This window comes from Flavobacterium sp. NRK F7 (genome assembly GCF_024054195.1).
In the GTDB taxonomy this organism is placed as follows: Bacteria; Bacteroidota; Bacteroidia; order Flavobacteriales; family Flavobacteriaceae; genus Flavobacterium.
Window position 1 is genome coordinate 1,499,374 of record NZ_JAMXLB010000001.1, and the last position, 25,883, is coordinate 1,525,256.

Genomic DNA, 25,883 nt, shown 5'->3' on the forward strand with positions numbered 1-25,883 from the left:
GTTGTACAACCCCATTTTTTATGTTCTTAAAAAAACATTACAGTTCTAAAATTATTTTTTTATGTAAGGCTTTATTTTCTAAAAGTCTTTCTCTTTTTTCTTGTGGTAAACCAGCTAAAATTTTAGTATTGAACTGAGAATTAATTTTTTTAGCTTCTTCTAAATTAGTCGCAGTACCAACACTCTCAATACGCATATCAACTAATTGAATTAGAGATTGTTTCAAGTTGTTGTCAATGTCAAGATAGGTTGCCATTTCGTTAGTGTCTTTAATCATTTGCTCTCTGTCAAATTTTGCAAAGCTTTTTTCTTGAGCAAAAGAACTTAAACTAAACATAAATGATAGTACTAAAATGGATAGTATTTGTTTCATATTTTAATAGAATTTTTAATATTATAACACCAAATCTAAATTAATTTTAGCTTTAAACCAAAAAAAAGATTATTTATTTAGTGGCGACCTCTTTTTTCTTTAATATGCTCCTTTGCTTTTTCTTTTCTGCTTTCCTGAATCTTTTCCCAATTTTCAAATTGTTCTGGAGTTAAAATTTTAGACATATCTTTTTTAAAAGACTCTTGATTGGTTTTCATTTCTTCTCTTCTTTTAGCGCGCTCTTCTTTAGATTTTTTTTCTTCTTTTACTCTTGCTTCTTTCATCTCTTCCATTTTCTTTTCCCTCTTTTCCATTTGAGCTTCTAAAATAGGTTTTATTTTTTCTTGTTGCTCATTGGTAAGACTTAAGTCAGAAGTCATTTTTTCTAACTGTTTCGCTACTTTTTCTTCTGAAGTTAATTTTTCCCTTTTCATTTCTTTGTTTTGTGCCATAGTAATCGTACTAAAAGCTAAAACCAATGCTAACATTATTGTTCTCATAATTCTTTTTTTAAAATTTATACTAATTAGATAGGTAAACTTTTAAAAGGTTTAATCCCTTCAAAAAAATGATAAATATCATTATTTTTTAAAGCTTGTAATAGGTATATTTGTTTCGTGAAAAAAGCAATGTTCCTGTTAGCATTATTTATACTGGTAAAGCCAGTAATTCCTGTATTGGATTATATTGTTAATTATGAATATATAGCAACAGAATTATGCGAAAATGTAACCAAACCAGAACTAAAATGTAATGGTAAATGTCATTTAGCCAAAGAGCTTGCTAAAGTTTCTGAATCGGAAAAACCTATTTCATCCAACAAAAAAAATGGACATCAAGAAATCGAAGTCTTGTTTTGTAACGAAATAGCAAGATGGAACATTCTTTTAGAAAACATCTTTTTAATGCAAGAAAAAGATGTTTTTTATCAGAATTTGTATCAATCTGTTGCTGCATATTCTATCTTTCATCCTCCTATTTACATCTCTTAATTTTTTTAAGTATTACTGGTTAATTCTGTGTTAATCAGCGAGCTACTCTGTTCAAAATTTTCTGAGGTTTTTACCTCGGAACAATCACTTATGTATACAATTTAAAAATTTACAGATGAAAAATCTAATTAAAAATATAGCAATACTATGTGTTGCTACTACAATCTTATTTTCTTGTTCTAACAATGATGATAACATTACTAAGGCTACTGGAACGCTAAAAGTAGAGTTTGATAATATTTATGGCGATGCTAATTTTGCTTTTCATACACCTTATGCTAATTCTAATGGAGAAGTGGTTAAGGTAACTAATGTGGTTTATATTGTAAGTAATATTGTTTTAACCAAAGAAGACGGTGCCACTTATACAGTGCCAAAATCCGATAGCTATTTCTTTGTTAACGAAGCAGATGCATTTAGTACTTTACTTTCATTGCCCAATATTCCTGCTGCAAACTATACAAAAATCACTTTCGGGATTGGGGTTGATGAAGCCCAATTTAATGTGGGTGGTGAAGGACAAGGCAATTTATGGGAAAGAGCAGATGCCTTAGGGATGACTTGGTCTTGGGCTGCAGGATATAAGTTTATTAAATTCGAAGGTACCTTTACATCACCAAGTTTTACCGATGCCAGTTTTATGGTTCATACAGGAAAAACGGGGGAAATTTACAATTATGCGGAAGTAAGTTTAAATCTACCTGAAAAAGCTTTAGTGCGTTCTTCTATTACACCTCAAATTCATATTATGGCGAATCTAAAAGAAATTATCGACGGAACTACTGTAGTTAATTTTGAAGAAGGAGGTATGGTTATGGGTGGTGCCAAAGTGCAAAATATTATGGCAAACAATGTACCCAACATGTTTGAAGTACATCATGTACACAACGATTAAGTAGAAGTAGAAGCTATTCCTGCTTTACAGTACTAGTCCTCGGTCGTATCGTTTATTTTCTACAATTTTTTAAAGAGCTTCTTAGGTCGCTTTTTAAAAATAAGAAAATATAACGATACGCCCTGCGGGCTATTCCTTTCAATCAGGGCTAAAATCCTAAATAATGAGAAAAATAGTAATTGTTGCAGCCTTACTGTTAGTTGTAAGTTGTAGTCCCAATAAAGATTCAGAATATCAAAATATTCCCATAAATTATCAAGTGCCCAGTAATTTTCCTCCTTTGGCTTATAATATGGAATACAATCCTTTAACAGAAAAAGGATTCGAATTAGGAAAAAAAATCTTCTACGACGGTCGTTTAGCTTCTGATGGAGTGGTGGCGTGTGGTTTTTGTCATATCCAAGAAAACGCTTTTACACATCACGGACATACCTTTAGTCATGGTGTGGGAGAAGGTATTGGAACACGTAATGCACCACCAATACAGAATATGGCGTATCAAACCCAGTTTTTTTGGGATGGAGCCGCTAATCATATCGAATTGTTGTCTATGAACCCTATTTCTAACGAAGTAGAAATGAATGGAAACATTGGGAACATTATCACCATGATGCAAAATGATTCCGAATATAAAAAGTTATACCAACAAGCTTTTGAAAATGGTGCCATTAACAGTGAAAACATGTTAAAAGCATTAGCGCAATTTATGACGATGCTAACTTCTTCTAATTCGCGTTTTGATAAATTTAGAAGAAATGAACCTGGAGGAACACTTACTTCAGATGAAGTAGAGGGTTATACTCTTTTTAATCGAAAATGTGCAAATTGTCATGCTACCGATATTTTTACAGATAATTCATTTCGAAACAACGGTCTGTCGATTAATCCACAAATTCAAGATAATGGAAGGTATCGTGTAACCGAGCAAGAAGAAGATAGGTACAAATTTAAGGTTCCTAGTTTACGTAATATAGAAAAAACAGCACCTTATATGCATGACGGTCGTTTTTTTACTCTAGAAGCAGTCTTAGATCATTATGCAAATGGTGTGGTAAATACTCAAAATTTAGATCCTAGTTTAAATCAGAATGGTGTTTTAGGAATTCCTTTAACAACCGATGAAAAAGTAAAAATTATCGCTTTCTTGAAAACATTAACTGATAATGAGTTTTTGACAGATACGCGTTTTGCAGAATTTTAAAAAATAAACATACAGATGAAAAAAATAATAATACTATTTCTAATAATAGGTCTTGCAAAGTCTCATGCTTCTGAAAAGGATAGCTTGGCTTTGGAATATCCTTTTAAAAAATATTACAAATTACTGGATGAGTGTGACGCTTGCGGTTGTTCTGCAAGTGGGGGAAGTATGGGTTTTTCTTCGATGTTAAATCCAAATTTTATCGGGATTCGTTATTTTTATCAATCCTATCAAAGTACAGATGGCTTGTATAGCAATTCACCTTGGTATACAGAAAATTTTAACACCATTCAACTATGGGGAAGAATACCCGTTACTTCTAAAATTCAAGTTTCTTTGCTTTTACCGTATCAATTTCATAATCGAGAGTCAAACACAGGGAACCAATCTATTTCAGGCCTAGGTGATCTTACAGCTTTAGGATTTTATTCGATTGTAAAAACAAAGAAGGATTCTTTATCTTTTAAACATCATGTATTACTTGGTGGTGGTGTAAAAATACCAACAGGAAAGTACAATGAGTCAAACAACGGAAGCGTTAATCCAAGTTACCAATTAGGAACTGGAAGTTGGGATTATATTGTAGCAACAGAATACATACTTCGAAAAGAACAAATCGGTTTTAATGCGATGTTGAATTATACAATCAAAACAGAGAATGAGAAAAATTATCGTTTTGGAAACCAATTCAATTATGGCGGTACCTTTTTTTATGTTGTAGCAAACGAAAGTTTTTCTTTTGTGCCCCAACTGGGTTTTGCAGGAGAAATGTATGAAAGTAATTACCAACACCAACAAAAAGTAAGAAATACTGAAGGAGATATTTTGTTTGGAAAAATGGGTTTTGAAATTGGTAAAGACCGATTCTCTTTGGGAGCCAATGCCATGTTGCCGATTCATCAAAATTTAACAGGTGGAAATGTGGAAGCTAATTATAGATGGAGTATCAATTTCAATTATAGTTTGTAAACAAAAAAAGGAACTCAATTGAGTTCCTTTTTTTATATAAATAATTATTTTCCTAGAAATTCAGCAATTTTTGCATCGCCTTCCACTTTAATTTTCATTAAGCCGTGTTTCACGATACCTTTGCTTGCAGCATCCCATTTTTTACCACTTAAACCTGCTTTTTCTTTTAAATCACCTATTGAGATTCCTTCGTTAGCTTTTAAAAGTTCAATGATATGTTTCTCATCTTCCGTTAATTCCGGACCTTTTTTCTCTGGTCGCATTTGCGGGAAGAATAATACTTCTTGAATCGAAGCATTGTTTGTTAAAAACATCATTAAACGATCCATACCTATTCCTAAACCAGAAGTAGGAGGCATACCATATTCTAACGCTCTTAAGAAATCTTCATCAATAATACCATTAGCTTCATCGTCTCCTTTTGCAGCCAAAGCCATTTGGTTTTCAAAACGTTCTCTTTGGTCAATCGGGTCATTTAATTCCGAATAGGCATTAGCAATCTCTTTTCCACAAACCATCAATTCAAAACGTTCGGTTAAATCTGGATTATCTCTGTGCGATTTACATAAAGGAGACATTTCTTTTGGATAATCCGTAATAAAGGTAGGTTGGATAAAATTGCCTTCACATTTTTCACCAAATATCTCATCAATTAATTTTCCTTTACCCATGGTTTCATCTACTTCGATTCCCATAGATTTGGCTGCTTCAAATAATTCAGCTTCGGTTTTTCCAGTAATATCGAAACCAGTAAATTGTTTAATTGCATCGGTCATAGTAACTCTAGCATATGGTGCTTTAAAATCTACTTTATGTTCTCCAAAAGTAGCTTCGGTAGTTCCGTTGACTTGTTTAGCACAATATTCTAATAAATTTTCGGTCATTTCCATCATCCAGTTGTAGTCTTTATAAGCTACATAGATTTCCATTGCTGTAAATTCTGGGTTATGCGTTCTGTCCATTCCTTCGTTTCGGAAGTTTTTTGAAAACTCGTAAACTCCATCAAAGCCACCTACGATTAGTCTTTTTAAATATAATTCGTTAGCAATTCGCATATATAATGGAATGTCTAAACTATTATGATGTGTAATAAAAGGTCTTGCCGCTGCGCCTCCAGGAATGGCTTGTAAAACCGGAGTTTCCACTTCCATGTAACCTGCTTCGTTAAAAAAAGAACGCATAGCATTGAATAATTTGGTTCTCTTTTTAAAGACTTCTTTCACTTGTGGATTTACTACTAAATCCACATATCGCATTCTATAACGCAATTCTGGATCAGTAAAAGCATCAAATATGTTTCCGTCAACATCTGTTCTTGGCAAAGGTAACGGACGTAATGTTTTACTTAAAAAAGTAAATTTATGAACCATTACACATTGTGCTCCCACTTTTGTAGTAAAAAGCTCTCCTTCAACACCAATAAAATCACCTAAATCGGTTAATTTTCTAAAAACCTGATTGTACATTGTTTTGTCTTCACCAGTACAAATTACATCTCTATTAAAATACAACTGAATTCTTCCTTCGCTGTCTTGTAATTCAGCAAAAGCCGCTTTTCCTTGGTCACGAACGCTCATTAAACGTCCCGCAACTACAACTTTCTTGCCTTCTTCAAAAGTTTCCTTAATTTGCTTCGATGTTTCTTTTACAGGAAATAAATCTGCAGGATAAGGGTTGATACCAAGTTCGCGTAAAGCTGTAAGCTTGTCTCTTCTAATGATTTCTTGTTCTGAAAGTTGCATATAAATTCTTTTTAAGCGTGCAAAGATAAGTATTAGTTTAAAAGTTTAAAAGTATAAAACTTCAAAAGTTTGTATTTTATTTGGAGCGAAGGTTTGTCTCGTTTTTGCTAACTATTTTCCTGCCATTCGTTCTATCTTTTTTGCAATTAGTATGCTATGCCAAAATGCAAAAAAAGGATGTCACTTCTGTCAGGGCTATACGGGAAAGTATTTGTATATTTGTGTCAAATTTGTAAAAATGAAAAAAATAATTTTTCTTATCAGTATAGTATCTGTTTTAGTGAGTTGTAAAATTCAAGAAACAATAGCTGTAAATGAATTAAATGAAGTGGATTTAAAATATGGTTTTGATTTTTCGCCTATGTTAAAATTAGGAAAAAAAGAGGATGAAGCGAAGGAAAGTAAAAAAGCTTATGATACGGTTCTAGATTTCCGAGCACTATTAGCAGAGCATAAAGATAGTATTGCAAAACTTCCAGATAGTGTTAGAACCCAATTAGAATTTTTAGCCGATTTTGATATTCATATGAAAGTTGATGAATCAAAAGATATTTTTCTTTATGAAATGGGGATGAAGTTGCCTTCTTTTGAAGCGATGTCTAAAGACATGAATCCTTTTAAAAGTATAGGAGCTTTGTCAAAAATGGATAAAAGTTTGGCTATGGGAGCGGATAAAGCAGATGATGATAAGGAAAACTATGAAACGACGTATACTTATAATGAGCGATATTTTGAAAAAAAAATTGTTTCCAAAGTAAAGAAAAAGAGAGAAAAGAAGAGATTTTCTGAAAATGAAGAGTTAGGAGATGATGAGTTTTCAAAACAACTTAAAGAGGCATTGAAAGAATGTTCATATGTTATGAAATATACATTTCCAAAGAAAATAAAATCGGTTTCTTTAAAAAATGCAAAAATAAGTGAGGATAAAAAATCTTTTACTTATGAAATATTGTTAGATGATTTAGAGAATCAAGAAGATTTAAGTTTTAAAGTGCAATTTTATGAATAAGAAAATAAAACTTCAAGATTTAGGTAAAAAAGACTACAAGGATACCTGGGATTATCAAGAAGTTCTTTTTAAAGAGATAGTAGATCAAAAAATACAAAATAGAAGAGAAGATACAACCATTGAAACATCCAATTATTTTCTTTTTGTAGAGCATCCACATGTATATACTTTAGGGAAAAGTGGTGATATTGAAAATTTATTACTTTCTGAAAAACAGTTGGAAGCAAAGGGTGCAACTTTTTATAAAATTAATAGAGGTGGGGATATTACTTATCATGGTCCAGGTCAAATTGTGGGTTATCCAATTTTAGATTTGGAAAATTTCTTTACTGATATCCATAAATACTTGCGGTTCTTAGAAGAGGCTATTATTTTGACTTTAGCTGAATATAATATTAAAGGAACGAGAAGTGAAGGAGAAACAGGAGTTTGGTTAGATGTAGGAACTCCTTTTGCAAGAAAAATTTGTGCTATGGGAGTTCGTGCTAGTCGTTGGGTAACCATGCATGGATTTGCTTTGAATGTAAATGCAGATTTAGGATATTTTGATAATATCATTCCTTGCGGTATTAAAGGAAAGGCAGTTACATCCATGCATGTAGAATTGAATACTCATGTAGACGAAGCTTTGGTTAAACAAAAAATCTTAAAACACTTTAAAGTGTTGTTTGAAAATGAATTTGTATTAACTTCTTAAAAGTTGAAATTATAAATCCAAACACAATTGGTCTGGAAGAAGTTTGAAACTCATTCTGTGATATTTGCAAGGGCCATATTTTTTTATGGCTTCACGGTGTTCTTTGGTAGGGTATCCTTTGTTTTTTTTCCAATTATACATGGGGAATTCTTCGTGAATTGTATCCATGTATTCATCTCGGTATGTTTTGGCAAGAACAGATGCTGCTGCAATACTTAAGTATTTGGAATCTCCTTTAACAATACTTTGATTAGGGATTCTTTTTAAAATTGAAATCTCCTCTTCAGTAAATGCTTTTCCGTACGATGTCTTTATTCCTAATTTTGAGAAAATGGGTCTGTTTCCATCTACTATAATAAATTCTGGTAAAGGATGTAATTGTAAAATGCTTTCTTGCATGGCTTTCATGGAGGCATTTAGAATGTTTATTTCATCAATTTCTTGGTGAAATATATGAGTGAAAGAGAAAGAGACTGCTTCTTTTTCTATTAAAGGTCTTAATTCAAAACGTTTTTTTTCGGATAATTGTTTTGAATCATTTAATAGAGTAGATTCAAAAGTTTCGGGTAAAATAATGGCAGCGGCTGTTACTGGTCCTGCAAGACATCCTCTGCCAGCTTCATCGGTTCCGCATTCAAAAGTTATAGATTTATAACGTTTACTTAACATTTTGTTTTTTTTGTAAAAATATAATTTTTAACGCAACCTTTTTGAATAATTAACATCTTTAAACTAGTATTGATTGGTTTAATGCAAATTAATAATTAAATATTTAACATATTTAAAAAGTAATATTCCGAAGTATTATTTGGTTATTTAAGAAATTATTAAGAAGTTTGCGAAATAACTAACTCAAATAAAAAATTAATATGAGATCGAAGTTTAAATGGATTTTTACGCTTTTGGTAGCGTTTACAATGCAGTTTTCGTTCGCACAAGAGAAAACTGTTACAGGTATCGTTTCAGATGCTTTAGGCCCATTAGCTGGTGCTAATGTTGTAGTTAAAGGTACAAGTAAAGGTACTACAACAGATTTTAATGGTAGTTTTACTATTAAAGCTAATCAGGGAGACATGCTTGTTGTTTCTTACGTTGGAATGAATGATTCCTCTGTGCTAGTAACTTCAGAAAACGCATACAGTATTTTGTTAACCCAAAATAATGTTGATTTGAAAGAAGTAGTTGTGGTAGGATATGGTACTACTACAAAAGAAGCGTTTGTAGGAACAGCAACTAGAGTTAAAAGTGAGAATGTTGAAGCAAAAGCAGTTTCTAATATTTCTCAAGCTTTAAAAGGTGAGGTTGCGGGTGTTAACGTAATTACAACTTCTGGTCAGCCAGGTACATCAGCTCAAATTAGAATTAGAGGTTTTGGTTCTGTTAATGGTAACAGAGATCCTCTTTTTGTAGTTGATGGTGTTCCTTATACTGGGAATGTTAATGCAATTAACCCATCTGATATAGAGAGTTTAACTATATTAAAAGATGCAACTGCAACAGCTATTTACGGTTCTAGAGGGGCTAATGGAGTTGTTGTAATTTCAACAAAAAAAGGGCAATCAGAAAGTTCTTCTATAGAAGTTGAATTTAAATCTGGTATAAATATTAGTTTGTTGCCAAGATATAATACTATTAGTTCGCCAGAAGAATATATTAGTTTATCATGGAATGCAATGTACAATCAAGGGGTTGCTACAGGTGCTGCCGATCCAGTAGATTATGCAAATAATAATTTATTTAGCGGTTCAGGTATTAGTCCAGGATATAACATGTGGAACGTGACTAGTGGAGCTGATCTTATTGACCCAGCTACTGGACAAGTAAGATCTGGTGTGACTAGAAAATACAATCCTGAAGATTGGGAAGATTACGGTTTTCAAAATTCTTACAGACAAGAAGCGAATGTAAGATTCAGCGGTGGTAATGAAAAAACAAAATATTTTAGTTCATTTGGATTCTTAAATGATGAAGGTTATATCATTAACTCTGACTTCAAGCGTTATTCTACTAGATTAAACTTATCACACCAACCAAAGAAGTGGATGAAAGCATCTGCTAATATTGGGTATTCTGGTTCAAGAACTAATAATAATGGTCAATCTTCGGATTCTGGAAGTATCTTTTGGTTTGTAGATAATATTCCTTCAATTTACCCATTATTTTCTAGAGATACAAATGGTAATTTTATTCCTGATCCTATTTTTGGAGGTAATCAATACGATTATGGAGATGGTACTTCTGGATCTAGAGGTTTTGGAGGTTTAACCAATGCAATTGCTGATGCTACTTTTGATAGAAGTAGAACAGATAGAAATGAATTCAACGGATCTTTCAATTTTGACTTTAAATTGTATAAAGATTTGACTTTAGAAACAAGATATGGTGTTCAATACTATGATCAAGAATATAACAATAGAAATAATCCATTCTATGGTTCAGCAGCTACTCCAGAGCAATTTGGATCATTATTTAAAAGTAGAACAGCATATGTAAACCAAGATTTCTTACAGTTATTACGTTACAACAAAGAAGTTGGAAGTCATAATTTTGAATTGTTTGTGGCGCATGAATCAAACGACTTTAAATTTACTAACTTTTCAGCAAGTAAAAATAAAGTTGCTGTGTTAGATAGTTATGATTTAGCGCAATATTTAGTGACTTCTTCCCCTCCATCTTCTTATACAGATAGAGCTTCTATTGAAAGTTACTTTAGTCAATTCAATTATAATTTTGATAAAAAATATTATTTTACGGCTTCTATAAGAAGAGATGGTTCTTCTCGTTTTAAAAATGATAAATGGGGAACTTTTGGGTCTGTAGGTGCATCTTGGATATTGTCAAGAGAAGCATTTTTAGAAGATTCGAAGTTTATCAACTTTTTAAAGATTAAATCAAGTTATGGTATTATTGGAGATCAAGAAGGTTCAGGTTTATGGCCAGGTTATGATACTTTTGATGTAAATAATTTAAATGATGATTATTCTATTCCTCCAAGGGGTAATGGTAATCCAGATTTAACTTGGGAAACTTCTAAAATTTTCCAGGTTGGTCTAGAATCGACTTTTTTCAATAATACTTTAGATGTAAATTTAGATTATTATATTAAAAACGTAGATAATTTAATTTTTCAAAGACGTGTGGCTCCATCAACTGGTATTGCTTTAATTACAGTTAACGATGGTCAGTTAAGAAACAGTGGTTTAGAATTTGATGTGCAAGCGCATATTATTAAAGCTAAAAACCCAGGAGATCTTACTTTAGATTTTGGTATTAATGGTGAAGTTTTAACCAATAAAATAACGAGAATGCCAATTGAGCCTTCTACAGATTTACCGAAAGTATTAGATACATCAAATGCTCCTTATGGTTGGACAAATGGATCTTCTATTTATGATTTCTACATGCCAGAATGGGCAGGTGTAGATTCAGCAACTGGGGTTGGTTTGTGGTATATGTATTTTGATGATGCTAATAATGATGGTGTTTTCAATACAGGTGATACTAGAATTCAATCTTTAACTCAGTATTTAGATTTAAATCCTGATGCAACGGTAGCTAAAACTACTACTTCTGCTTATGCTGAAGCAACTAGTAAGTTTGTAGGTAAATCTGCTATTCCTGATGTTAGAGGTGCTTTCAGAGTGAGTGCAAGTTACAAAAACTTCGATTTATCAACTCAGTTTACATACAGTATTGGTGGTTATTCATATGATTTCACTTATGCAGGATTAATGGGTAACGGTCAAATCGGTTCTAATAACTGGCATGAAGATATTAGAGGAAGATGGCAACAACCTGGCGATATCACAGATATTCCAAGAATTTCTAGTGGTACAGATGCGAATGTTAATTCTACTTCAACAAGATTTTTAACTAAAGCAGATTATTTAGGTATCAATAACGTTAGATTAGGGTATTCTTTACCTGCAAAATATGCTGATGTGTTACAGTTATCTAAATTGAATGTTTATGTTACAGGTGATAATTTAATGTTTTTAAGTCATAGAAAAGGATTTAATCCATCTACTTCTCAAAATGGTAGTTCTAATACTTACAGATATTCACCTTTATCTAATTTTACATTAGGTGTTAAACTTGAATTTTAAAAAAAAAAAAAAATATGAAAAGTAATAAATTAATTTATCCAGTTTTTATTGCCTTGCTTCTATTGGGGACAAGTTGTGATAAAGAATATTTGGAAACTGAACCTACTGAGTTCATAACTCAAGAACAGTTACAAGAAAATTCTGTAAATAATCCTGCTTTATTAAGAGGAACTGTTACGGGTATTTATTCATTAATGTTTGAAACTGGTACTGGTGGGACAACGGGTCACAATGACTTTGGTCAAAAAGGTTGTGATATCTGGTCTGATATGTTGACTGGTGATATGGCATTAAGTACGAATACATACAATTGGTACAGAAACTTTTGTGATTATCAAGTAACAGTAGATTTCAAGAGAAATGAAAATTATGTAGTTTGGAGATATTATTATAGAATTATTCGTTCAACAAACGTTGTAATTGATGCCTTAGGTGGTAATGATGCTATTCCACCAAATCAAGAGAATCAATATTTAATGGGACAAGCTAAAGCTTTAAGAGCTTATGCCTATTTTTATTTAGCACAATTTGAAGTGAATAATTATGATCTTTCTCAACCAATTTTACCTATCTATACTGAACCTGTAAATGTTGGAAAACCAAAAAGTACAGCTGCTGAAGTTTATGATTTAATTATCAGTGATTTAACAGATGCGATTTCGTTATTAGATAGCTATACACGTACAGCAAAAAATCAAGTTGATAAAAATGTTGCAAAAGGTTTATTGGCTTATACTTATGCAGCTATGGGTAGAAATTCAGAAGCAGCTACAGTATCTGCGGATATCATTAATAATAGTGGTTATCCAGTAACTTCTGCTGGTCAATTAGCTTATCCTGGTGCAGGATCTGGTTTTAACGATGTTAATACTCCGTCTTGGATGTGGGGAGTGGACTTAACTACTGATCAAGGTTTAGATTTGATTTCTTGGTGGGGACAAATGGATGTGTATACCTATAGTTATGCTTGGGCAGGTGATAGAAAAGTTATTGATAATAACTTGTATAATGCGATTCCTTCAAATGATGTTCGTAAAACGCAGTTTTCAGCATCTACTAAATTACCTCTAAACAAGTTTTTTGCGCCTGGAAGAGCAGCTGGTGGGCAAAGGAATATTACTACAGATTATATTTACATGAGAGTAGATGAGTTCTACTTATTGAATGCTGAAACCGCAGCAAAAAGTGGTGATGAGCTTACTGCTAGAAATAGTTTAAAAGCGTTATTATTAAACCGTATTCCTGATGTGAGTTATGTTGATGCTCTTACTGGTCAAGCTTTGTTGGATGAAATTTACTTACAAACTAGAATCGAATTATGGGGTGAAGGTAAATCTTATTTAGCTATGAAACGTAATAGAGCGACTATAAATAGAGGAGCTAACCATTTATTTCAAGTAGGTGTTCAGGTACCTTATAATGATGATAGATTAAGTTTTGAAATCCCTGAAGCAGAGATTTTAAATAATCCATTTATCAACGATCAAAATTAACCAACTTAAATTTAAGAAAGTATGAATTTTAAAAATATAATCGTTACTTTTTCTTTAATTTGCTCATTATTTGTGGTAACAAGCTGTAGTGAGGATGAGAAAGAAGATTTCAACTATATCTCTTTTGAGAAGAAAACGATAAATTTTGGTGTAGCATTAAATGATACTGATTCTTTTGATGTTAAAGTATATGCATCAAATACAACTGGAGAAAGTAGAACTTTTTCAGTAGATGTTGTTGAAGCAGAAACAACAGCTGATCCACAATATTATTCTGTTCCTGCTACTTTTACTATTCCTGGTAATGCAAATGAGGGAGTAATTCCTGTAACTGTTACGGGTACTAATTTAGGAAGTGGTGTGAAAATAGTTTTGAGATTGACTCCTTCAACTTCAGTGTATACAAATTCAAATGCTACTGCGAGTTCAGATAAAGTAACAATCAATGTAACGGAAGCTTGTTTCCAAAATCCTGTTAATTTAGCATTTACTTTTGATAGCTATCCAGAAGAAACATACTGGGAATTATATCAAGGAGCTACTCTATATGCTTCATCTGCTGCTGGTGATTATACTGGTCAGTCAACTTTTTCACAATTGTTTTGCTTACCTGATGGTGATTATACATTAGTTGTATATGATGATTATGGAGATGGTATTAGTTCACCTGGTGGATTTATGCTAACTTCGGGTACTACAACTTTAGCTTCTGGTGGTGGAAATTTTGGTACAGAAGTGAGTTATAATTTTACACTATAATAATTTAGATTATTATATATAAATTTTAAAGCCAGTGATTTTCACTGGCTTTTTTTATTTTTTGAACTTAGAATAGTTTAACGTTACTTTTGCGTTTTTATTTTTTATCTAAAAATATTTCTCATTACATTTGTTTGCAATTTTCAAACTAATGAATAAAGTATTTATTATTATTTTCTTATCAATCCCAGTATTTGTTTTTTCTCAAAAGAATACTTTGAAAGGAGCTGATGGTGGCTTGGGTAGTTTTAACAACAATAATCTCAATGATAGTATTTTTAAAAATTCAAAAGGAATTTCAAAAAATATGAAAAAACCACCAATAGATTTATATAAAATCTATACTTTACAAAAAGATACCACGTATCTAGATACAACACTTTCCATTCAAAAAGAATATAAGTTTAACTTACTACGCAAAGATATTTTTGGATTATTGCCTTTTGCTAATGAAGGACAAACCTATAATACCTTAGATTTTGGTCTTACTAAAAAAAATGTGATGCCTACAATGGGTTTTTTAGCAAAACATTTTAATTATTTAGAAGTTAACGATATTAACTACTATAATGTTCCTACACCATTAAGTGATTTATACTTTAAAACAGTTATGGAACAAGGACAATCATTAGATGCTTTTTTAACTGTAAATACTAAGAGAAATCTAAATTTTTCAATTGCATATAAAGGATTACGTTCAATAGGTAAGTATATAAATGCCATTTCTAGTTCTGGAAATTTTAGGTTCACAACTAGCTACTTTACTAAAGACAAAAGATATGTACTTAATGCCCATTTTACAGGTCAAGATATATCTAATCAAGAAAATGGTGGTATAGTAGATACAGCGGTTTTTGAATTAAGTGAACCTCCTTTTAATGAAAGAGAACGTTTGGATGTTTATTTTAACGATGCTACTTCTTTATTAAAAGGAAATCGTTTCCTAATTGATCATTCTTTTAAATTAAATAAAGAAAATCCAAATAGTTTGATTTTTTCTCATCAATTCAATCATGAATATAAATTTTTTAATTTTGATCAAACAAATGCTAATGAACGTTTTGGAAATGCCTATTCTAATTCCATAAGTAATAAAACAAGATACAATCATTTTTATAATAAAATAGGAGTTGGATTTACTACTAAAAATTACGGTGAAGTGCAGTTCTATGTGGATGATAATAATTACAATTATTTTTATAAAAGTATAGTTTTTGATAGTTCTGGAAATACGTTAGTTCCCAATGCGATTAATGATAGAATTAATTCAATAGGTGGAAATTATACCTATTTTGGGAGTAATTTTAAAACCAATTTGCATGTTTCGAACGCTATTACAAATCAATCGATATCAAATATTGAAGCTTCAATTAACTATAAATTAAATGAAAATTATCAATTTGAATTTCACTATCAAAAATTAAATAGTCTCCCTAATTTAAATTATACATTGTATCAAAGTAACTATGTAGATTATAATTGGTACAACAATTTTAAGAACGAGAAAAGGAATGTTTTTCAAATTGCTGCTAGAACCAAATGGATTAATCTTGAAGCGCAATATAGTATTTTAGACGATTATCTGTATTTTGACAATACAACTAATGATATTGAAACGTTAACGGTTAAACCTTTTCAAAACAATAATACGATTACCTATGCTTCTTTAAAAGCCTCAAAAGATATTCATTTTTGGAAATTTGGTTTAGATAATACAGTATTATTGCAACAAGTTGATAATGCCGATAACACTTTAAATGTTCCACAATTAGTAACTCGAAATGCTTTTTATTTTTCAGAACATGTGTTTAAAAAAGCGATGTTCATTCAAACAGGTGTCGTTTTTAATTATTTTACAAAATATTATGCAAACGATTACAATCCTTTATTAGGAGAGTTTTATGTGCAAAATGAAAAAAAAATTGGAGCTTTTCCAATGTTTGACTTTTTTATTAATGCCAAAGTACGACAAGCACGATTATTTTTGAAAGCAGAACATTTTAATTCCTCTTTTACAGGTTATAATTTTTATACTGCACCAAATTATCCCTATCGCGATTTTATTGTACGCTTTGGAATTGTTTGGAATTTCTTTAGTTAATGGTGGGAACGAATCTTTAGGATTTTTGGAATCCATTTTCCTGCTGTTCGTTAAAGTTCTTAAATAAATTTAAGAAGCTATCACTACCATCAGGGTTAATAAGCTCTTCATTTTCATTTTTGTATTCGCAATATTCACACTATCTTTGCTAACAATTTTTTTCAATTATAAAATGAAATTTGCAAAAAACATACTAGAAACTATTGGGAACACCCCTCTAGTTAAAATCAATAAGCTAACGCAAGAAATCGATGCATTAGTTTTAGCTAAAGTGGAAACATTTAATCCAGGTAACTCTGTAAAAGACAGAATGGCTGTAAAAATGATTGAAGATGCAGAAGCCGACGGCAGATTAAAACCAGGAGGAACAATCATTGAAGGGACTTCAGGAAATACAGGAATGGGATTAGCTCTTGCGGCAATCGTAAAAGGATATAAATTAATTTGTGTGATTTCTGATAAGCAATCCAAAGAGAAAATGGATATTCTTAGGGCTGTAGGTGCAAAAGTTGTTGTTTGTCCAACGGATGTAGAACCTACTGATCCTCGTTCGTATTATTCGGTATCCAAACGTTTAGCAACTGAAACTGAAAATGCTTGGTATGTAAATCAATACGATAATCCAAGTAATGCTATAGCTCATTATGAACAAACTGCTCCAGAAATTTGGGAACAAACCGATGGAAAAATTACGCATTTTGTTGTAGGTGTAGGAACAGGTGGTACCATTTCTGGTGTGGCAAAGTATTTGAAAGAAAGAAATCCAAATGTAAAAATTTGGGGAGTAGACACCTATGGTTCTGTTTTTAAGAAATACCATGAAACTGGAATTTTTGATGAGAATGAAATCTATTCCTATATTACAGAAGGTATTGGAGAAGATATTTTGCCAAAAAATGTTGATTTTTCACTAATTGATGGTTTTACAAAAGTAACCGATAAAGATGCTGCTGTATATACTAGAAAATTAGCTTTAGAAGAAGGAATTTTTGTTGGTAATTCTGCTGGAGCTGCTATAAAAGGGGTACTTCAGTTAAAAGAACATTTTAAACCAGAAGATGTGGTAGTCGTTTTATTCCATGATTCTGGTAGTAGATATGTGGGTAAAATGTTTAATGATGATTGGATGCGTGAAAGAGGCTTCTTAGAAGAGGAAGTAACCAAAGCCATCGATTTAATTAAAGAGCATCAAGATAAACCATTGGTTATTGTACGTACGGAAGAATTGGTTTCTCATGCTATCGAAAGATTGAAAAAATATAAAATATCTCAAATTCCTGTTATCGATACTACCGGTTTTGTAGGGAGCTTAGATGAAACAGATTTGTTTAGAAGTTATATTGAAGATAAAAATATTGCTGAGAAGCCTATAAGAGAAGTAATGGGTAAGCCTTTTCCAATAGTAAAAGCAACTACACCAGTGGAAGAAGTGTCTAAATTAATTAATAAAGACAATCAAGCCGTTTTAGTGGCACTTGAAAATGGAAAATACCACATTATTACAAAACATGATGTTATTAGTTCTATTAAATAATTGGTTCTAATCTTATAAAAATAAAAAACCTGCAAATTTATTGATTTGCAGGTTTTTTATTTTTATATATTTGTCTTTCTATACGCCTAAAATTATTATACGCCTTATTATGAAAGAAGAGTTCTTGCATTATATTTGGTTGCATAAAAAAATTAATGTAACACAATTATACACTACTAAGGGAGAAAAACTAGAAATTCTCCATTTCGGACATTATTTGCAATCTGCTGGTCCTGATTTTTTCAATGCACAATTGATTATAGATTATCAAAAATGGGCAGGAAATATCGAAATACATCTTAAATCATCTGATTGGTATGTGCATCATCATGAAAAAGATGCCAACTATGATAATGTTGTTTTACATGTAGTTTGGGAACATGATATTGAAGTTTATCGAAAAGACAATTCAGAAATACCCGTATTAGAATTGAAACAATATGTTGCCTCTAAAGACATTGTCAATTACACACAATTAACAAATCCAAAATCTTGGATTAATTGTGAAAATCAAATCGGATTAATAGAACCCTTTGTACTTGAAAATTGGTTGGAAAGGTTGTTTTTGGAGCGACTTGAAACAAAATCTGAGTTTGTGTTTTCGTTATTGGAAGCCTCAAAAAACGATTGGGAATCGGTTTTGTTTTGCCTATTGGCTAAAAATTTTGGTTTAAACTCAAATGGAGATGCCTTTTTTAAAATGGCAAAATCAATACCTTTTCACATAATAAGAAAAGAAATGAGTCATCAAGAAAATTTAGAAGCATTGTTTTTTGGTTTAACGTCCCTTTTAGAATTGGATTGTGAGGATGCTTATTTCCAGCTCTTAGCAGCCAAATGGAATTTGTTAAAAGAAAAATACCAATTGCAAACGAATCATTTAGAAATACTGCAGTTTTATAAATTGAGACCCGATAATTTCCCAACGATTCGCTTGTCTCAATTAGCTGTTTTGTATCATACTATTCCCAATCTTTTCGAAAAATGCATTCGTTTAAACAGTTTAGTAAATTGGTATGAATTGTTTGATATCACAGCAAGTATATATTGGAATTTTCATTATAATTTTGATCGAGAAAGTTCTCCTAAAAAGAAGCGAATTAGTAAGGAATTCATCGATTTACTTATTATTAATACAATTATTCCCGTTCAGTTTGCTTATTCTAAATATCTAGGTAAAGATAGCACAGAAGCTATACTAGATTTGATGCGACAAATAAAACCTGAGAAAAATAATGTTATTTTAAAATTTGCCTATTTTGGTATTGTTTCAGAATCAGCGCTTGAATCGCAAAGTTTATTACAATTAAAAAAACAATATTGTGATTTACACAGGTGTTTAGATTGTCATATTGGAATCCATTTAATTAAAAATTAGTTATATTTGAATAAATTACGGAATACAATGTATAAAATACTTCATTTTTTCGAAAGACATGGTTTTTTTGTAGCCACAAGATTGGCTGATAAATTAGGAATGAGGGCAACCAATGTGAGATTGTTTTTTATTTATATATCCTTTGTAACTGCGGGGTTAGGTTTTGGGTTTTACCTTACTTTGGCTTTTTTATTAAAGCTGAAAGATATGATCTATACCAAACGTTCTTCCGTTTTTGATTTATAATCATTGAATGTCAATGGTTTAAGTTTTCTTTGTTTTTTCGATACTTTTCTTATCTTTGGAAAATTAACAACCAATAAAAAAATATGTCAACAAAATCAGATTCATGGGGTTCTAGAGTAGGACTCATTTTAGCAATGGCTGGAAACGCTGTAGGTTTAGGAAATTTTCTTCGTTTTCCTGTTCAAGCTGTTCAAAATGGAGGTGGAGCGTTTATTATTCCTTATTTAGTATGTTTCTTAGTAATGGGTATTCCATTATTGTTTATAGAATGGTCTTCAGGACGATTTGGAGGTAGATATGGAAATCATAGTACACCTTATATTTTAGATACTATGGCGAAAGGTAGAGTTTGGAAATATATTGGTGTTTTCGGAATTTTTACCAACATAGCTGTTGCAGCTTACTATTGTTATATTGAATCTTGGACAATGTCTTATGTGTACCATTCAATAGTGGGAACTTTTAACGGAATGAGTCAGGCAGATGTGGCTGGTTTTTTTCAATCATATACTAATGTAACGGAGTCAACAACAGGAATTCCTGGAGAAGCAATCATTTTTTATATCGTTTGTTTACTATTGAATACCTATATTCTTTCGAAAGGACTTGGAGGTATTGAAAAAGTGGCAAAAATAGGAATGCCTTTATTAATATTATTCGGTGTAATTTTAGCTGTAAGAGGTTTAACTTTAGGAACTTCGGGAGCTTCAGATATTTTTCCAGATGCAAATGCTTGGGATGGTTTGAACTTTTTATGGACACCTCAATTTGATTCCCTGACCAGTCCCAAAGTATGGTTGGCAGCAGCGGGTCAAATCTTCTTTACTCTTTCTGTAGGTATGGGAACGATTCACTGTTATGCATCCTATCTTAAAACAAGAGATGATATTGCTTTGAATGCAGTTTCAGCTGGATTTATGAATGAATTTGTAGAAGTGGTTTTGGGAAGTTTAATCGTTATCCCAATTGCAGCGGGTTATTTAGGTTTAGATTGGGTAATTCAAAATGCTGGTTTTGGTATGGCTTTTCAAACTATGCCTTATTTATTCCAACAGTGGGGTAGTGCTTTAGCAGTCGTTGCTGGTGTGTGTTGGTTTGGATTGCTATTCTTTGCTGGAATTACTTCTTCTTTAGCCATGGGGACTCCTTGGATGGGCTTTATGCAAGATGAATTTGGATGGAAAAAAAATAAAGGAGCTTGGTCATTTGGATTATTAGTATTAATCATGGGATTACCAACTGTTATTTTCTTTAATGAAGGTTTGTTTGATCAATATGATTATTGGGCAGGAACGGTAAGTTTAGTGGTTTTTGCATTCTTAGAAACCGTATTGTTCTCTTATATATTTGGAATTAAAAAAGGTTGGGCAGAATTGAATCAAGGTGCCGATATTAAAATTCCTGGTTTTTATAAATATATAATTTTAATAGTAACGCCTTTATTGTTAGGATGGGTCTTAGTTTCTAGTGTGCCAGATTGGATTGATAAAGTAAAAGATAACGATACGAATAATAAAGAGTGGTTTGCTAATGAATATTATGCAGAAAACTTTGATGGTACAGGAAAAAGTTTTGGTACAGTCGAAGAAGTAACTCCTAATAGTGTGAAGTTCTCATTTGAAGACACTAAAAAGGTATTTGATAAAGAAACGGAAAAAGTAAAAGTAATTACCTTTACTAACTATAAAGAATATACATTCAAACAAGATAAAAATCAAGTTGTGGTGGTTAAAAAAGGGGACGTAGTTAAGCCTAAAGACACCATTGCAACAGGAAGTTTTACAAATGATACCTTGTATAAGTTTGCAGGAAGAATGTTGTTACTATCCTTGTTTATTTTTATAAGCTTAATTGTTTATTTTGCATATAAGAAAAGAGTGAGAGAAGGAAGAGCAACGTTATAATTTTAAAAATAAAAAAAATGAATACATCAGCCTTAATAACAATGCTTGTAGCACAAGGAATCGTAATTTCTTTTGCAAGTTATTTTTTCTATAAAGTATTAACTATTCCACCTAAACCAGAACCAGATTCATATAGCGAAAATGATGATGAATTGGTAAGACAAGAAAAAGAATAATTTTTCTTTTTTAATCACCTATTTGGAATAATTTGTTTTGAAAAAGCAAATAAAATTTTTAAAATCCTACTTTCTATTTTCGAGAGAACATAGAAGTGGGATTTTTTTATTAGCAATACTAATTGTACTACTTCAGTTCATTTACTACGGACTTAAATCAGGGTTTTTTAGTTTTAAAGCGGATTCTAAAGAAAATCAAGAGTGGTTGTTAGTACAATCTAAAATCGATAGCCTTAAAAAGGTAAAAACGGAAACTAGTTATCAAATACAACCTTTTAATCCGAATTTTATTTCTGATTATAAAGGGTATATGTTAGGTATGTCTATAGATGAAATTGATCGATTACATCAATTTAGAGCAAAGAACAAGTATGTAAACTCTGCAAACGAGTTTCAAGCGGTTACTCAGGTTTCTAATGAACTTCTTCAAAAAATAGCGCCCTTTTTTAAATTTCCGGATTGGGTTACTAATGCTAAAAAACAAACTGTATTTGAAACGTTTTCTAACAAGAAAAAAGAAAAGATCAATCCAATAAATTTGAACGATGCTTCTAAAGAAGATTTAATGAAAATATATGGTATTGGTGATAAAATATCAGATATTATTCTTAAAGAAAGGGATAAGTTTGGAGCTTTTGCTAGTGTAGACCAATTAGAATATGTATGGGGTATTTCACCAGAAATTTTAGAAAGTTGCAAACAACATTTTTTTGTTCCGTCAGATGTCGTTATAAAAAAGATACATATTAATAATGCTTCTGTCAAAGAATTAAGCCAGTTTCCATATTTTAATTATGCCTTTTCTAAACAGATTGTAACGTATCGAAGTATGAATGGTGTTTTTCATTCTATTGAAGATTTAGCAAAAATTAACAACTGTCCTTTAGAAAAATTAAAAATAATCGCCTTATATTTGGAATTCTAAAAAAATAGCTCAATTTAAACACATTAGTTACACATTTATGAATTCAAAATACTTCACAGAAGAACATCAATTATTTAGATCTAGTTTTAGAGACTTTTTGCAAAAGGAAGTCGTGCCACATATTGAACAATGGGAAAAAACTGGTTCAATTGACCGTTTCATATGGAAAAAATTTGGAGAAATGGGGTTTTTCGGAATAAAATACCCAGAAGTATATGGCGGATTAAATTTGGATTTATTTTACACCGTAATTTTTTTAGAAGAATTGCAAAAAATAAAATCAGCTGGTTTTGCTGCAGCCATGTGGGCACACTCTTATTTAGCTATGACGCATCTCAATGCAGAAGGAGATGAACAAATTAAACAAACGTATTTAGCGTCTAGTATTTCTGGTGATAAAATTGGAGCCTTATGCATAACAGAACCTTTTGGAGGGAGTGATGTAGCAGGAATGCGAACTACAGCTATAAAAAAAGGAGATGCGTATGTCATTAACGGTTCTAAAACATTTATAACTAATGGTTTTTATGCCGATTATTATGTCGTTGCTGCAAAAACTAATCCTGAACTTGGTAATAAAGGAATTAGTATTTTCTTAGTTGATGCAAAAGAAATAGGAATCACAGCAACAAAATTAGATAAACTAGGCTGGAAAGCTTCCGATACTGCTGAAATCTCTTTTGATAATGTGGTAATTCCATCTCAAAACTTAATGGGGGAAGAAGGTAAAGGTTTTCCGTATATCATGCAGCATTTTGCATTAGAACGTCTAATTATGGCTATTAATGCCCATGCAAGAGCAGAATATGCTATCGAGTACACGATTTCCTACATGTCACAAAGAGAGGCTTTTGGTAAAACAATAGATAAATTTCAAGCGTTACGACATAAATTAGTTGAACATGCTACCGATGTAGAGCACTGTAAAATTTTTAATTATGAAGCAGTTGCTCGTTTGGATCAAGGGGAATATGTGGTGAAAGAAGCTACAATGGCGAAGTTAAAATCTACAAAAGTGGCCGATGAAACCATATATAGTTGTTTACAAATGCTAGGCGGTTATGGCTATATGGAAGAATATCCATTGGCTCGTTTGTTTAGAGATAGTCGTTTAGGTCCTATTGGTGGCGGAACTTCTGAAATTTTAAAAGAAATTCTGTCTAAAATGATTATTGATAATCAAAATTATAAACCAGCAGTTGAATAAATAAAGATTCAATTTTTATAGAAGCTAATCCTGCTGTTTATGCTATCTTTTATTGCTTCTATACAAATTTCTAATAAAAAAAGGAGCTTCCTAATCGGGCGCTCTTTTTTTATAACAAATTATAGTATAAAAACAATAAAAGGATATCCTTTCCATCAGGGCTAAGGTGTATTGCTTTGAAAAGATAAAAAAATAAAAAAAACAATTTGATTTTTAAAATTAATGATTACTTTTGCAGTCTAAATGAAAGGGGGTGCCTAAACTATGTTAATTATTCCAATTAAAGACGGAGAAAATATCGATAAAGCGTTAAAACGTTACAAAAGAAAATTTGATAAAACTGGAACTGTTCGTCAATTAAGAGCGAGACAAGCTTTCCATAAACCGTCAATCGTTAAAAGAGCTGTAATTCAAAAAGCTGCTTACATTCAAAGATTAAAAGATTCTTTGGAGTCTTAATATTTTGAATTCAAAATATAAAACCGTTAGTGAATAAAGTGTAACTTTGTTCCTAACGGTTTTTTTATATGGTGAATAATTTACAAGCATATCGAGATTATCTAGAAAAAGAAAAGAAGTATTCTGTGCTTACAGTAAATGCGTATTTGGCGGATGTTCTTTCTTTTCAACAATTTCTAAGAGAGCATCATGATTCAATTGTCTTGGAAAAAGTGGTGTATCCTTTGATTCGAAACTGGATTGTTTCTTTAGTGGAAAATGATATTTCAAATCAATCTGTGAACAGAAAAATTTCCTCTTTAAAATCGTTTTACAAATTTTTACTTAAAATCAAACAAATAGAGGTTAGTCCTTTGTTGAAACATAAATCTTTAAAAACACCTAAGAAAGTTCAAATTCCTTTTTCGGAAAAAGAAATGCAAAATGTTTTTGAATTAAATGAATTTGCAAATGATTTTGAAGGTATAAGAAATCAATTAATTATTGAGCTTTTTTACACAACTGGAATTCGAAGGGCAGAATTGATTAATTTAAAAGTAACTCAAATTGATTTGTTGAATCAAACTATAAAAGTTTTAGGTAAAAGAAATAAAGAAAGAATTATTCCTTTGTTGCAATGTACAGCGCAATTGCTAAAAGAATATCTTAAGTTAAGAGCAGAGAAAGCAGCATCGTCTTCTGTAGATGTGTTAATTTTGTCTAAAACGGGAAATAAAGTTAGCGAATCATTTGTCTATCGATTAATTAATGATTACTTTAGTAGTGTGTCTCTTAAAGTTAAAAAGAGTCCTCATGTTCTTAGGCACTCCTTCGCAACTCACTTGCTAAATAATGGTGCCGATTTAAATTCAGTTAAAGAATTATTAGGTCATGCTAGTTTGTCGTCAACACAAATATATACTCATAGTAGCCTCGCTGAGTTAAAAAAAGTGTATCAAGAAGCGCATCCTAGAAACCAAAAATAATTCACTTGTCTAACCTAAGTAATTTTTAAAAAGTATGAAAGTAAATGTTCAGGCAGTTAATTTTAATGTTGACAAAAAACTAGTCAACTTTGTTCAAGAGCGATTAGATAAATTAGAAAAGTATTTTGATAAAGTGATTTCTTCCGAAGTTTATTTAAAACTTGAAAACACAAGTGATAAAGAAAATAAAACAGTGGAGGTGAAAATACATGTTCCAGGTGAGGAATTTTTAGTTAAAAAAACATGCAAGACCTTCGAGGAGGCGGTTGATCTTTCCGAAGAGTCGCTTGAAAGAATCCTTGTAAAGTATAAGGAAAAAATAAGAGCACATGCTTAAATAAAAAAAAAGCTAAAAAAAGTTTTGAATAAAAAATAAATTCTATACATTTGCAGTCCGTTAGAAATAGCGGACTTTTTTTATTATAGTTGCCGGTGTAGCTCAGCTGGCTAGAGCAGCTGATTTGTAATCAGCAGGTCGTGGGTTCGAGTCCCTCTATCGGCTCAAAAAAGGATAAGTAACTGATAATAAAGAAGGTCTGGGGAGATACTCAAGCGGCCAACGAGGGCAGACTGTAAATCTGCTGGGAAACCTTCGCAGGTTCGAATCCTGCTCTCCCCACTAACATACCTGTTGATGACAAACAAGCCGGTGTAGCTCAGGGGTAGAGTGCTTCCTTGGTAAGGAAGAGGTCACGGGTTCAATTCCCGTCATTGGCTCTGGATATGTTTATAATTTTTGAACACTAATATAT

Annotated in this window: 24 protein-coding genes and 3 tRNA genes; 23 read left to right on the plus strand and 4 right to left on the minus strand. The window is 31.5% G+C overall.

Annotation, left to right across the window (positions count from 1 at the left end; translation table 11 throughout):
- Positions 1-37: 37 nt before the first annotated feature.
- Together NHF47_RS06410 and NHF47_RS06415 are read right to left on the minus strand one after the other, a co-directional pair.
- Positions 38-373 carry a hypothetical protein gene (locus NHF47_RS06410; RefSeq protein WP_252764151.1) on the minus strand — a complete coding sequence of 112 codons (336 nt, stop codon included), beginning with the start codon at positions 371-373 and terminating at the stop codon, positions 38-40.
- 77 nt (positions 374-450) lie between these two features.
- A complete protein-coding gene (locus tag NHF47_RS06415; protein ID WP_252764152.1) occupies positions 451-873 on the minus strand; it encodes a Spy/CpxP family protein refolding chaperone in 423 nt (140 codons plus the stop codon).
- Positions 874-990: 117 nt separating this feature from the next.
- On the opposite strand from NHF47_RS06415, the gene NHF47_RS06420 reads away from it, so the two are divergent.
- The 4 genes from NHF47_RS06420 to NHF47_RS06435 all read left to right on the plus strand — a co-directional run bounded on the left by NHF47_RS06420 (position 991) and on the right by NHF47_RS06435 (position 4,430).
- Positions 991-1,365 carry a hypothetical protein gene (locus NHF47_RS06420; protein ID WP_252764153.1) on the plus strand — a complete coding sequence of 125 codons (375 nt, stop codon included), beginning with the start codon at positions 991-993 and terminating at the stop codon, positions 1,363-1,365.
- A gap of 115 nt (positions 1,366-1,480) precedes the next feature.
- On the plus strand, positions 1,481-2,260 hold the full coding sequence (locus NHF47_RS06425; RefSeq protein WP_252764154.1) for an MbnP family protein: 780 nt from the start codon (positions 1,481-1,483) through the stop codon (positions 2,258-2,260).
- Between the two features lie 163 nt (positions 2,261-2,423).
- Complete coding sequence (locus tag NHF47_RS06430) at positions 2,424-3,461, plus strand: cytochrome-c peroxidase (RefSeq protein WP_252764155.1); 1,038 nt, start codon at positions 2,424-2,426, stop codon at positions 3,459-3,461.
- Positions 3,462-3,476: 15 nt separating this feature from the next.
- Positions 3,477-4,430: a transporter gene (locus tag NHF47_RS06435; RefSeq protein WP_252764156.1), complete on the plus strand. Its 954-nt coding sequence runs from the start codon at positions 3,477-3,479 to the stop codon at positions 4,428-4,430.
- A gap of 44 nt (positions 4,431-4,474) precedes the next feature.
- On the opposite strand, the gene lysS is transcribed toward NHF47_RS06435, so the two are convergent.
- The gene (gene lysS / locus NHF47_RS06440; RefSeq protein WP_252764157.1) at positions 4,475-6,172 is read right to left on the minus strand and encodes a lysine--tRNA ligase; all 1,698 of its coding nucleotides are present in this window, start codon (positions 6,170-6,172) and stop codon (positions 4,475-4,477) included.
- Between the two features lie 238 nt (positions 6,173-6,410).
- Between lysS and NHF47_RS06445 the strand changes: the two genes are divergently transcribed.
- Together NHF47_RS06445 and lipB are read left to right on the plus strand one after the other, a co-directional pair.
- A complete protein-coding gene (locus tag NHF47_RS06445) occupies positions 6,411-7,181 on the plus strand; it encodes a hypothetical protein (protein ID WP_252764158.1) in 771 nt (256 codons plus the stop codon).
- Complete coding sequence (gene lipB, locus NHF47_RS06450; RefSeq protein ID WP_252764159.1) at positions 7,174-7,878, plus strand: lipoyl(octanoyl) transferase LipB; 705 nt, start codon at positions 7,174-7,176, stop codon at positions 7,876-7,878. The genes NHF47_RS06445 and lipB overlap by 8 nt, the downstream gene beginning before the upstream one ends.
- A gap of 9 nt (positions 7,879-7,887) precedes the next feature.
- On the opposite strand, the gene NHF47_RS06455 is transcribed toward lipB, so the two are convergent.
- Complete coding sequence (locus NHF47_RS06455; protein WP_252764160.1) at positions 7,888-8,547, minus strand: ribonuclease HII; 660 nt, start codon at positions 8,545-8,547, stop codon at positions 7,888-7,890.
- Positions 8,548-8,747: 200 nt separating this feature from the next.
- Here NHF47_RS06455 and NHF47_RS06460 point away from each other — a divergent pair, with 200 nt between their 5' ends.
- From NHF47_RS06460 to NHF47_RS06540, 17 genes are all read left to right on the plus strand, one after another.
- The gene (locus NHF47_RS06460; protein WP_252764161.1) at positions 8,748-11,984 is read left to right on the plus strand and encodes a SusC/RagA family TonB-linked outer membrane protein; all 3,237 of its coding nucleotides are present in this window, start codon (positions 8,748-8,750) and stop codon (positions 11,982-11,984) included.
- A 14-nt stretch (positions 11,985-11,998) separates the two neighbouring features.
- On the plus strand, positions 11,999-13,477 hold the full coding sequence (locus NHF47_RS06465; protein WP_252764162.1) for a RagB/SusD family nutrient uptake outer membrane protein: 1,479 nt from the start codon (positions 11,999-12,001) through the stop codon (positions 13,475-13,477).
- A gap of 21 nt (positions 13,478-13,498) precedes the next feature.
- Positions 13,499-14,236, plus strand: coding sequence for a hypothetical protein (locus NHF47_RS06470; protein ID WP_252764163.1), 738 nt, complete (start codon positions 13,499-13,501; stop codon positions 14,234-14,236).
- Positions 14,237-14,387: 151 nt separating this feature from the next.
- Entirely contained in the window at positions 14,388-16,337 is a 1,950-nt protein-coding gene (locus NHF47_RS06475) for a putative porin (RefSeq protein ID WP_252764164.1), read from the plus strand.
- A 172-nt stretch (positions 16,338-16,509) separates the two neighbouring features.
- Positions 16,510-17,871 (plus strand): pyridoxal-phosphate dependent enzyme, encoded by a 1,362-nt coding sequence (locus NHF47_RS06480; protein WP_252764165.1) that lies wholly within the window; start codon positions 16,510-16,512, stop codon positions 17,869-17,871.
- Between the two features lie 109 nt (positions 17,872-17,980).
- Positions 17,981-19,249 carry a DUF2851 family protein gene (locus NHF47_RS06485; protein ID WP_252764166.1) on the plus strand — a complete coding sequence of 423 codons (1,269 nt, stop codon included), beginning with the start codon at positions 17,981-17,983 and terminating at the stop codon, positions 19,247-19,249.
- Between the two features lie 27 nt (positions 19,250-19,276).
- On the plus strand, positions 19,277-19,495 hold the full coding sequence (locus NHF47_RS06490) for a PspC domain-containing protein (protein ID WP_252764167.1): 219 nt from the start codon (positions 19,277-19,279) through the stop codon (positions 19,493-19,495).
- A gap of 83 nt (positions 19,496-19,578) precedes the next feature.
- Positions 19,579-21,399 carry a sodium-dependent transporter gene (locus tag NHF47_RS06495; protein WP_252764168.1) on the plus strand — a complete coding sequence of 607 codons (1,821 nt, stop codon included), beginning with the start codon at positions 19,579-19,581 and terminating at the stop codon, positions 21,397-21,399.
- A gap of 17 nt (positions 21,400-21,416) precedes the next feature.
- Positions 21,417-21,575, plus strand: a complete 159-nt coding sequence (locus NHF47_RS06500; protein WP_181369156.1) for a hypothetical protein — start codon at positions 21,417-21,419, stop codon at positions 21,573-21,575.
- Positions 21,576-21,612: 37 nt separating this feature from the next.
- Complete coding sequence (locus NHF47_RS06505; RefSeq protein WP_252764169.1) at positions 21,613-22,500, plus strand: helix-hairpin-helix domain-containing protein; 888 nt, start codon at positions 21,613-21,615, stop codon at positions 22,498-22,500.
- Positions 22,501-22,537: 37 nt separating this feature from the next.
- The gene (locus NHF47_RS06510; RefSeq protein ID WP_252764170.1) at positions 22,538-23,707 is read left to right on the plus strand and encodes an acyl-CoA dehydrogenase family protein; all 1,170 of its coding nucleotides are present in this window, start codon (positions 22,538-22,540) and stop codon (positions 23,705-23,707) included.
- Between the two features lie 264 nt (positions 23,708-23,971).
- Positions 23,972-24,166, plus strand: a complete 195-nt coding sequence (rpsU, locus tag NHF47_RS06515; RefSeq protein ID WP_140997633.1) for a 30S ribosomal protein S21 — start codon at positions 23,972-23,974, stop codon at positions 24,164-24,166.
- 68 nt (positions 24,167-24,234) lie between these two features.
- Entirely contained in the window at positions 24,235-25,131 is an 897-nt protein-coding gene (locus tag NHF47_RS06520; RefSeq protein WP_252764171.1) for a tyrosine-type recombinase/integrase, read from the plus strand.
- Between the two features lie 34 nt (positions 25,132-25,165).
- Positions 25,166-25,468 carry a ribosome hibernation-promoting factor, HPF/YfiA family gene (gene hpf, locus NHF47_RS06525; protein WP_252764172.1) on the plus strand — a complete coding sequence of 101 codons (303 nt, stop codon included), beginning with the start codon at positions 25,166-25,168 and terminating at the stop codon, positions 25,466-25,468.
- A gap of 91 nt (positions 25,469-25,559) precedes the next feature.
- Positions 25,560-25,633, plus strand: a tRNA-Thr gene (locus NHF47_RS06530).
- 36 nt (positions 25,634-25,669) lie between these two features.
- Positions 25,670-25,750: transfer RNA gene (locus NHF47_RS06535), tRNA-Tyr, on the plus strand.
- Positions 25,751-25,776: 26 nt separating this feature from the next.
- Positions 25,777-25,848, plus strand: a tRNA-Thr gene (locus NHF47_RS06540).
- The last annotated feature ends 35 nt before the right edge of the window (positions 25,849-25,883 follow it).

Bases quoted from the DNA above. Each gene is read 5' to 3' on its own strand.
- NHF47_RS06410 (WP_252764151.1), bottom strand. From the start codon at position 373: ATGAAACAAATACTATCCATTTTAGTACTATCATTTATGTTTAGTTTA.
- NHF47_RS06415 (WP_252764152.1), bottom strand. From the start codon at position 873: ATGAGAACAATAATGTTAGCATTGGTTTTAGCTTTTAGTACGATTACT.
- NHF47_RS06425 (WP_252764154.1), top strand. From the start codon at position 1,481: ATGAAAAATCTAATTAAAAATATAGCAATACTATGTGTTGCTACTACA.
- NHF47_RS06430 (WP_252764155.1), top strand. From the start codon at position 2,424: ATGAGAAAAATAGTAATTGTTGCAGCCTTACTGTTAGTTGTAAGTTGT.
- NHF47_RS06435 (WP_252764156.1), top strand. From the start codon at position 3,477: ATGAAAAAAATAATAATACTATTTCTAATAATAGGTCTTGCAAAGTCT.
- lysS (WP_252764157.1), bottom strand. From the start codon at position 6,172: ATGCAACTTTCAGAACAAGAAATCATTAGAAGAGACAAGCTTACAGCT.
- NHF47_RS06445 (WP_252764158.1), top strand. From the start codon at position 6,411: ATGAAAAAAATAATTTTTCTTATCAGTATAGTATCTGTTTTAGTGAGT.
- lipB (WP_252764159.1), top strand. From the start codon at position 7,174: ATGAATAAGAAAATAAAACTTCAAGATTTAGGTAAAAAAGACTACAAG.
- NHF47_RS06455 (WP_252764160.1), bottom strand. From the start codon at position 8,547: ATGTTAAGTAAACGTTATAAATCTATAACTTTTGAATGCGGAACCGAT.
- NHF47_RS06460 (WP_252764161.1), top strand. From the start codon at position 8,748: ATGAGATCGAAGTTTAAATGGATTTTTACGCTTTTGGTAGCGTTTACA.
- NHF47_RS06465 (WP_252764162.1), top strand. From the start codon at position 11,999: ATGAAAAGTAATAAATTAATTTATCCAGTTTTTATTGCCTTGCTTCTA.
- NHF47_RS06470 (WP_252764163.1), top strand. From the start codon at position 13,499: ATGAATTTTAAAAATATAATCGTTACTTTTTCTTTAATTTGCTCATTA.
- NHF47_RS06475 (WP_252764164.1), top strand. From the start codon at position 14,388: ATGAATAAAGTATTTATTATTATTTTCTTATCAATCCCAGTATTTGTT.
- NHF47_RS06480 (WP_252764165.1), top strand. From the start codon at position 16,510: ATGAAATTTGCAAAAAACATACTAGAAACTATTGGGAACACCCCTCTA.
- NHF47_RS06485 (WP_252764166.1), top strand. From the start codon at position 17,981: ATGAAAGAAGAGTTCTTGCATTATATTTGGTTGCATAAAAAAATTAAT.
- NHF47_RS06490 (WP_252764167.1), top strand. From the start codon at position 19,277: ATGTATAAAATACTTCATTTTTTCGAAAGACATGGTTTTTTTGTAGCC.
- NHF47_RS06495 (WP_252764168.1), top strand. From the start codon at position 19,579: ATGTCAACAAAATCAGATTCATGGGGTTCTAGAGTAGGACTCATTTTA.
- NHF47_RS06500 (WP_181369156.1), top strand. From the start codon at position 21,417: ATGAATACATCAGCCTTAATAACAATGCTTGTAGCACAAGGAATCGTA.
- NHF47_RS06510 (WP_252764170.1), top strand. From the start codon at position 22,538: ATGAATTCAAAATACTTCACAGAAGAACATCAATTATTTAGATCTAGT.
- rpsU (WP_140997633.1), top strand. From the start codon at position 23,972: ATGTTAATTATTCCAATTAAAGACGGAGAAAATATCGATAAAGCGTTA.
- NHF47_RS06520 (WP_252764171.1), top strand. From the start codon at position 24,235: ATGGTGAATAATTTACAAGCATATCGAGATTATCTAGAAAAAGAAAAG.
- hpf (WP_252764172.1), top strand. From the start codon at position 25,166: ATGAAAGTAAATGTTCAGGCAGTTAATTTTAATGTTGACAAAAAACTA.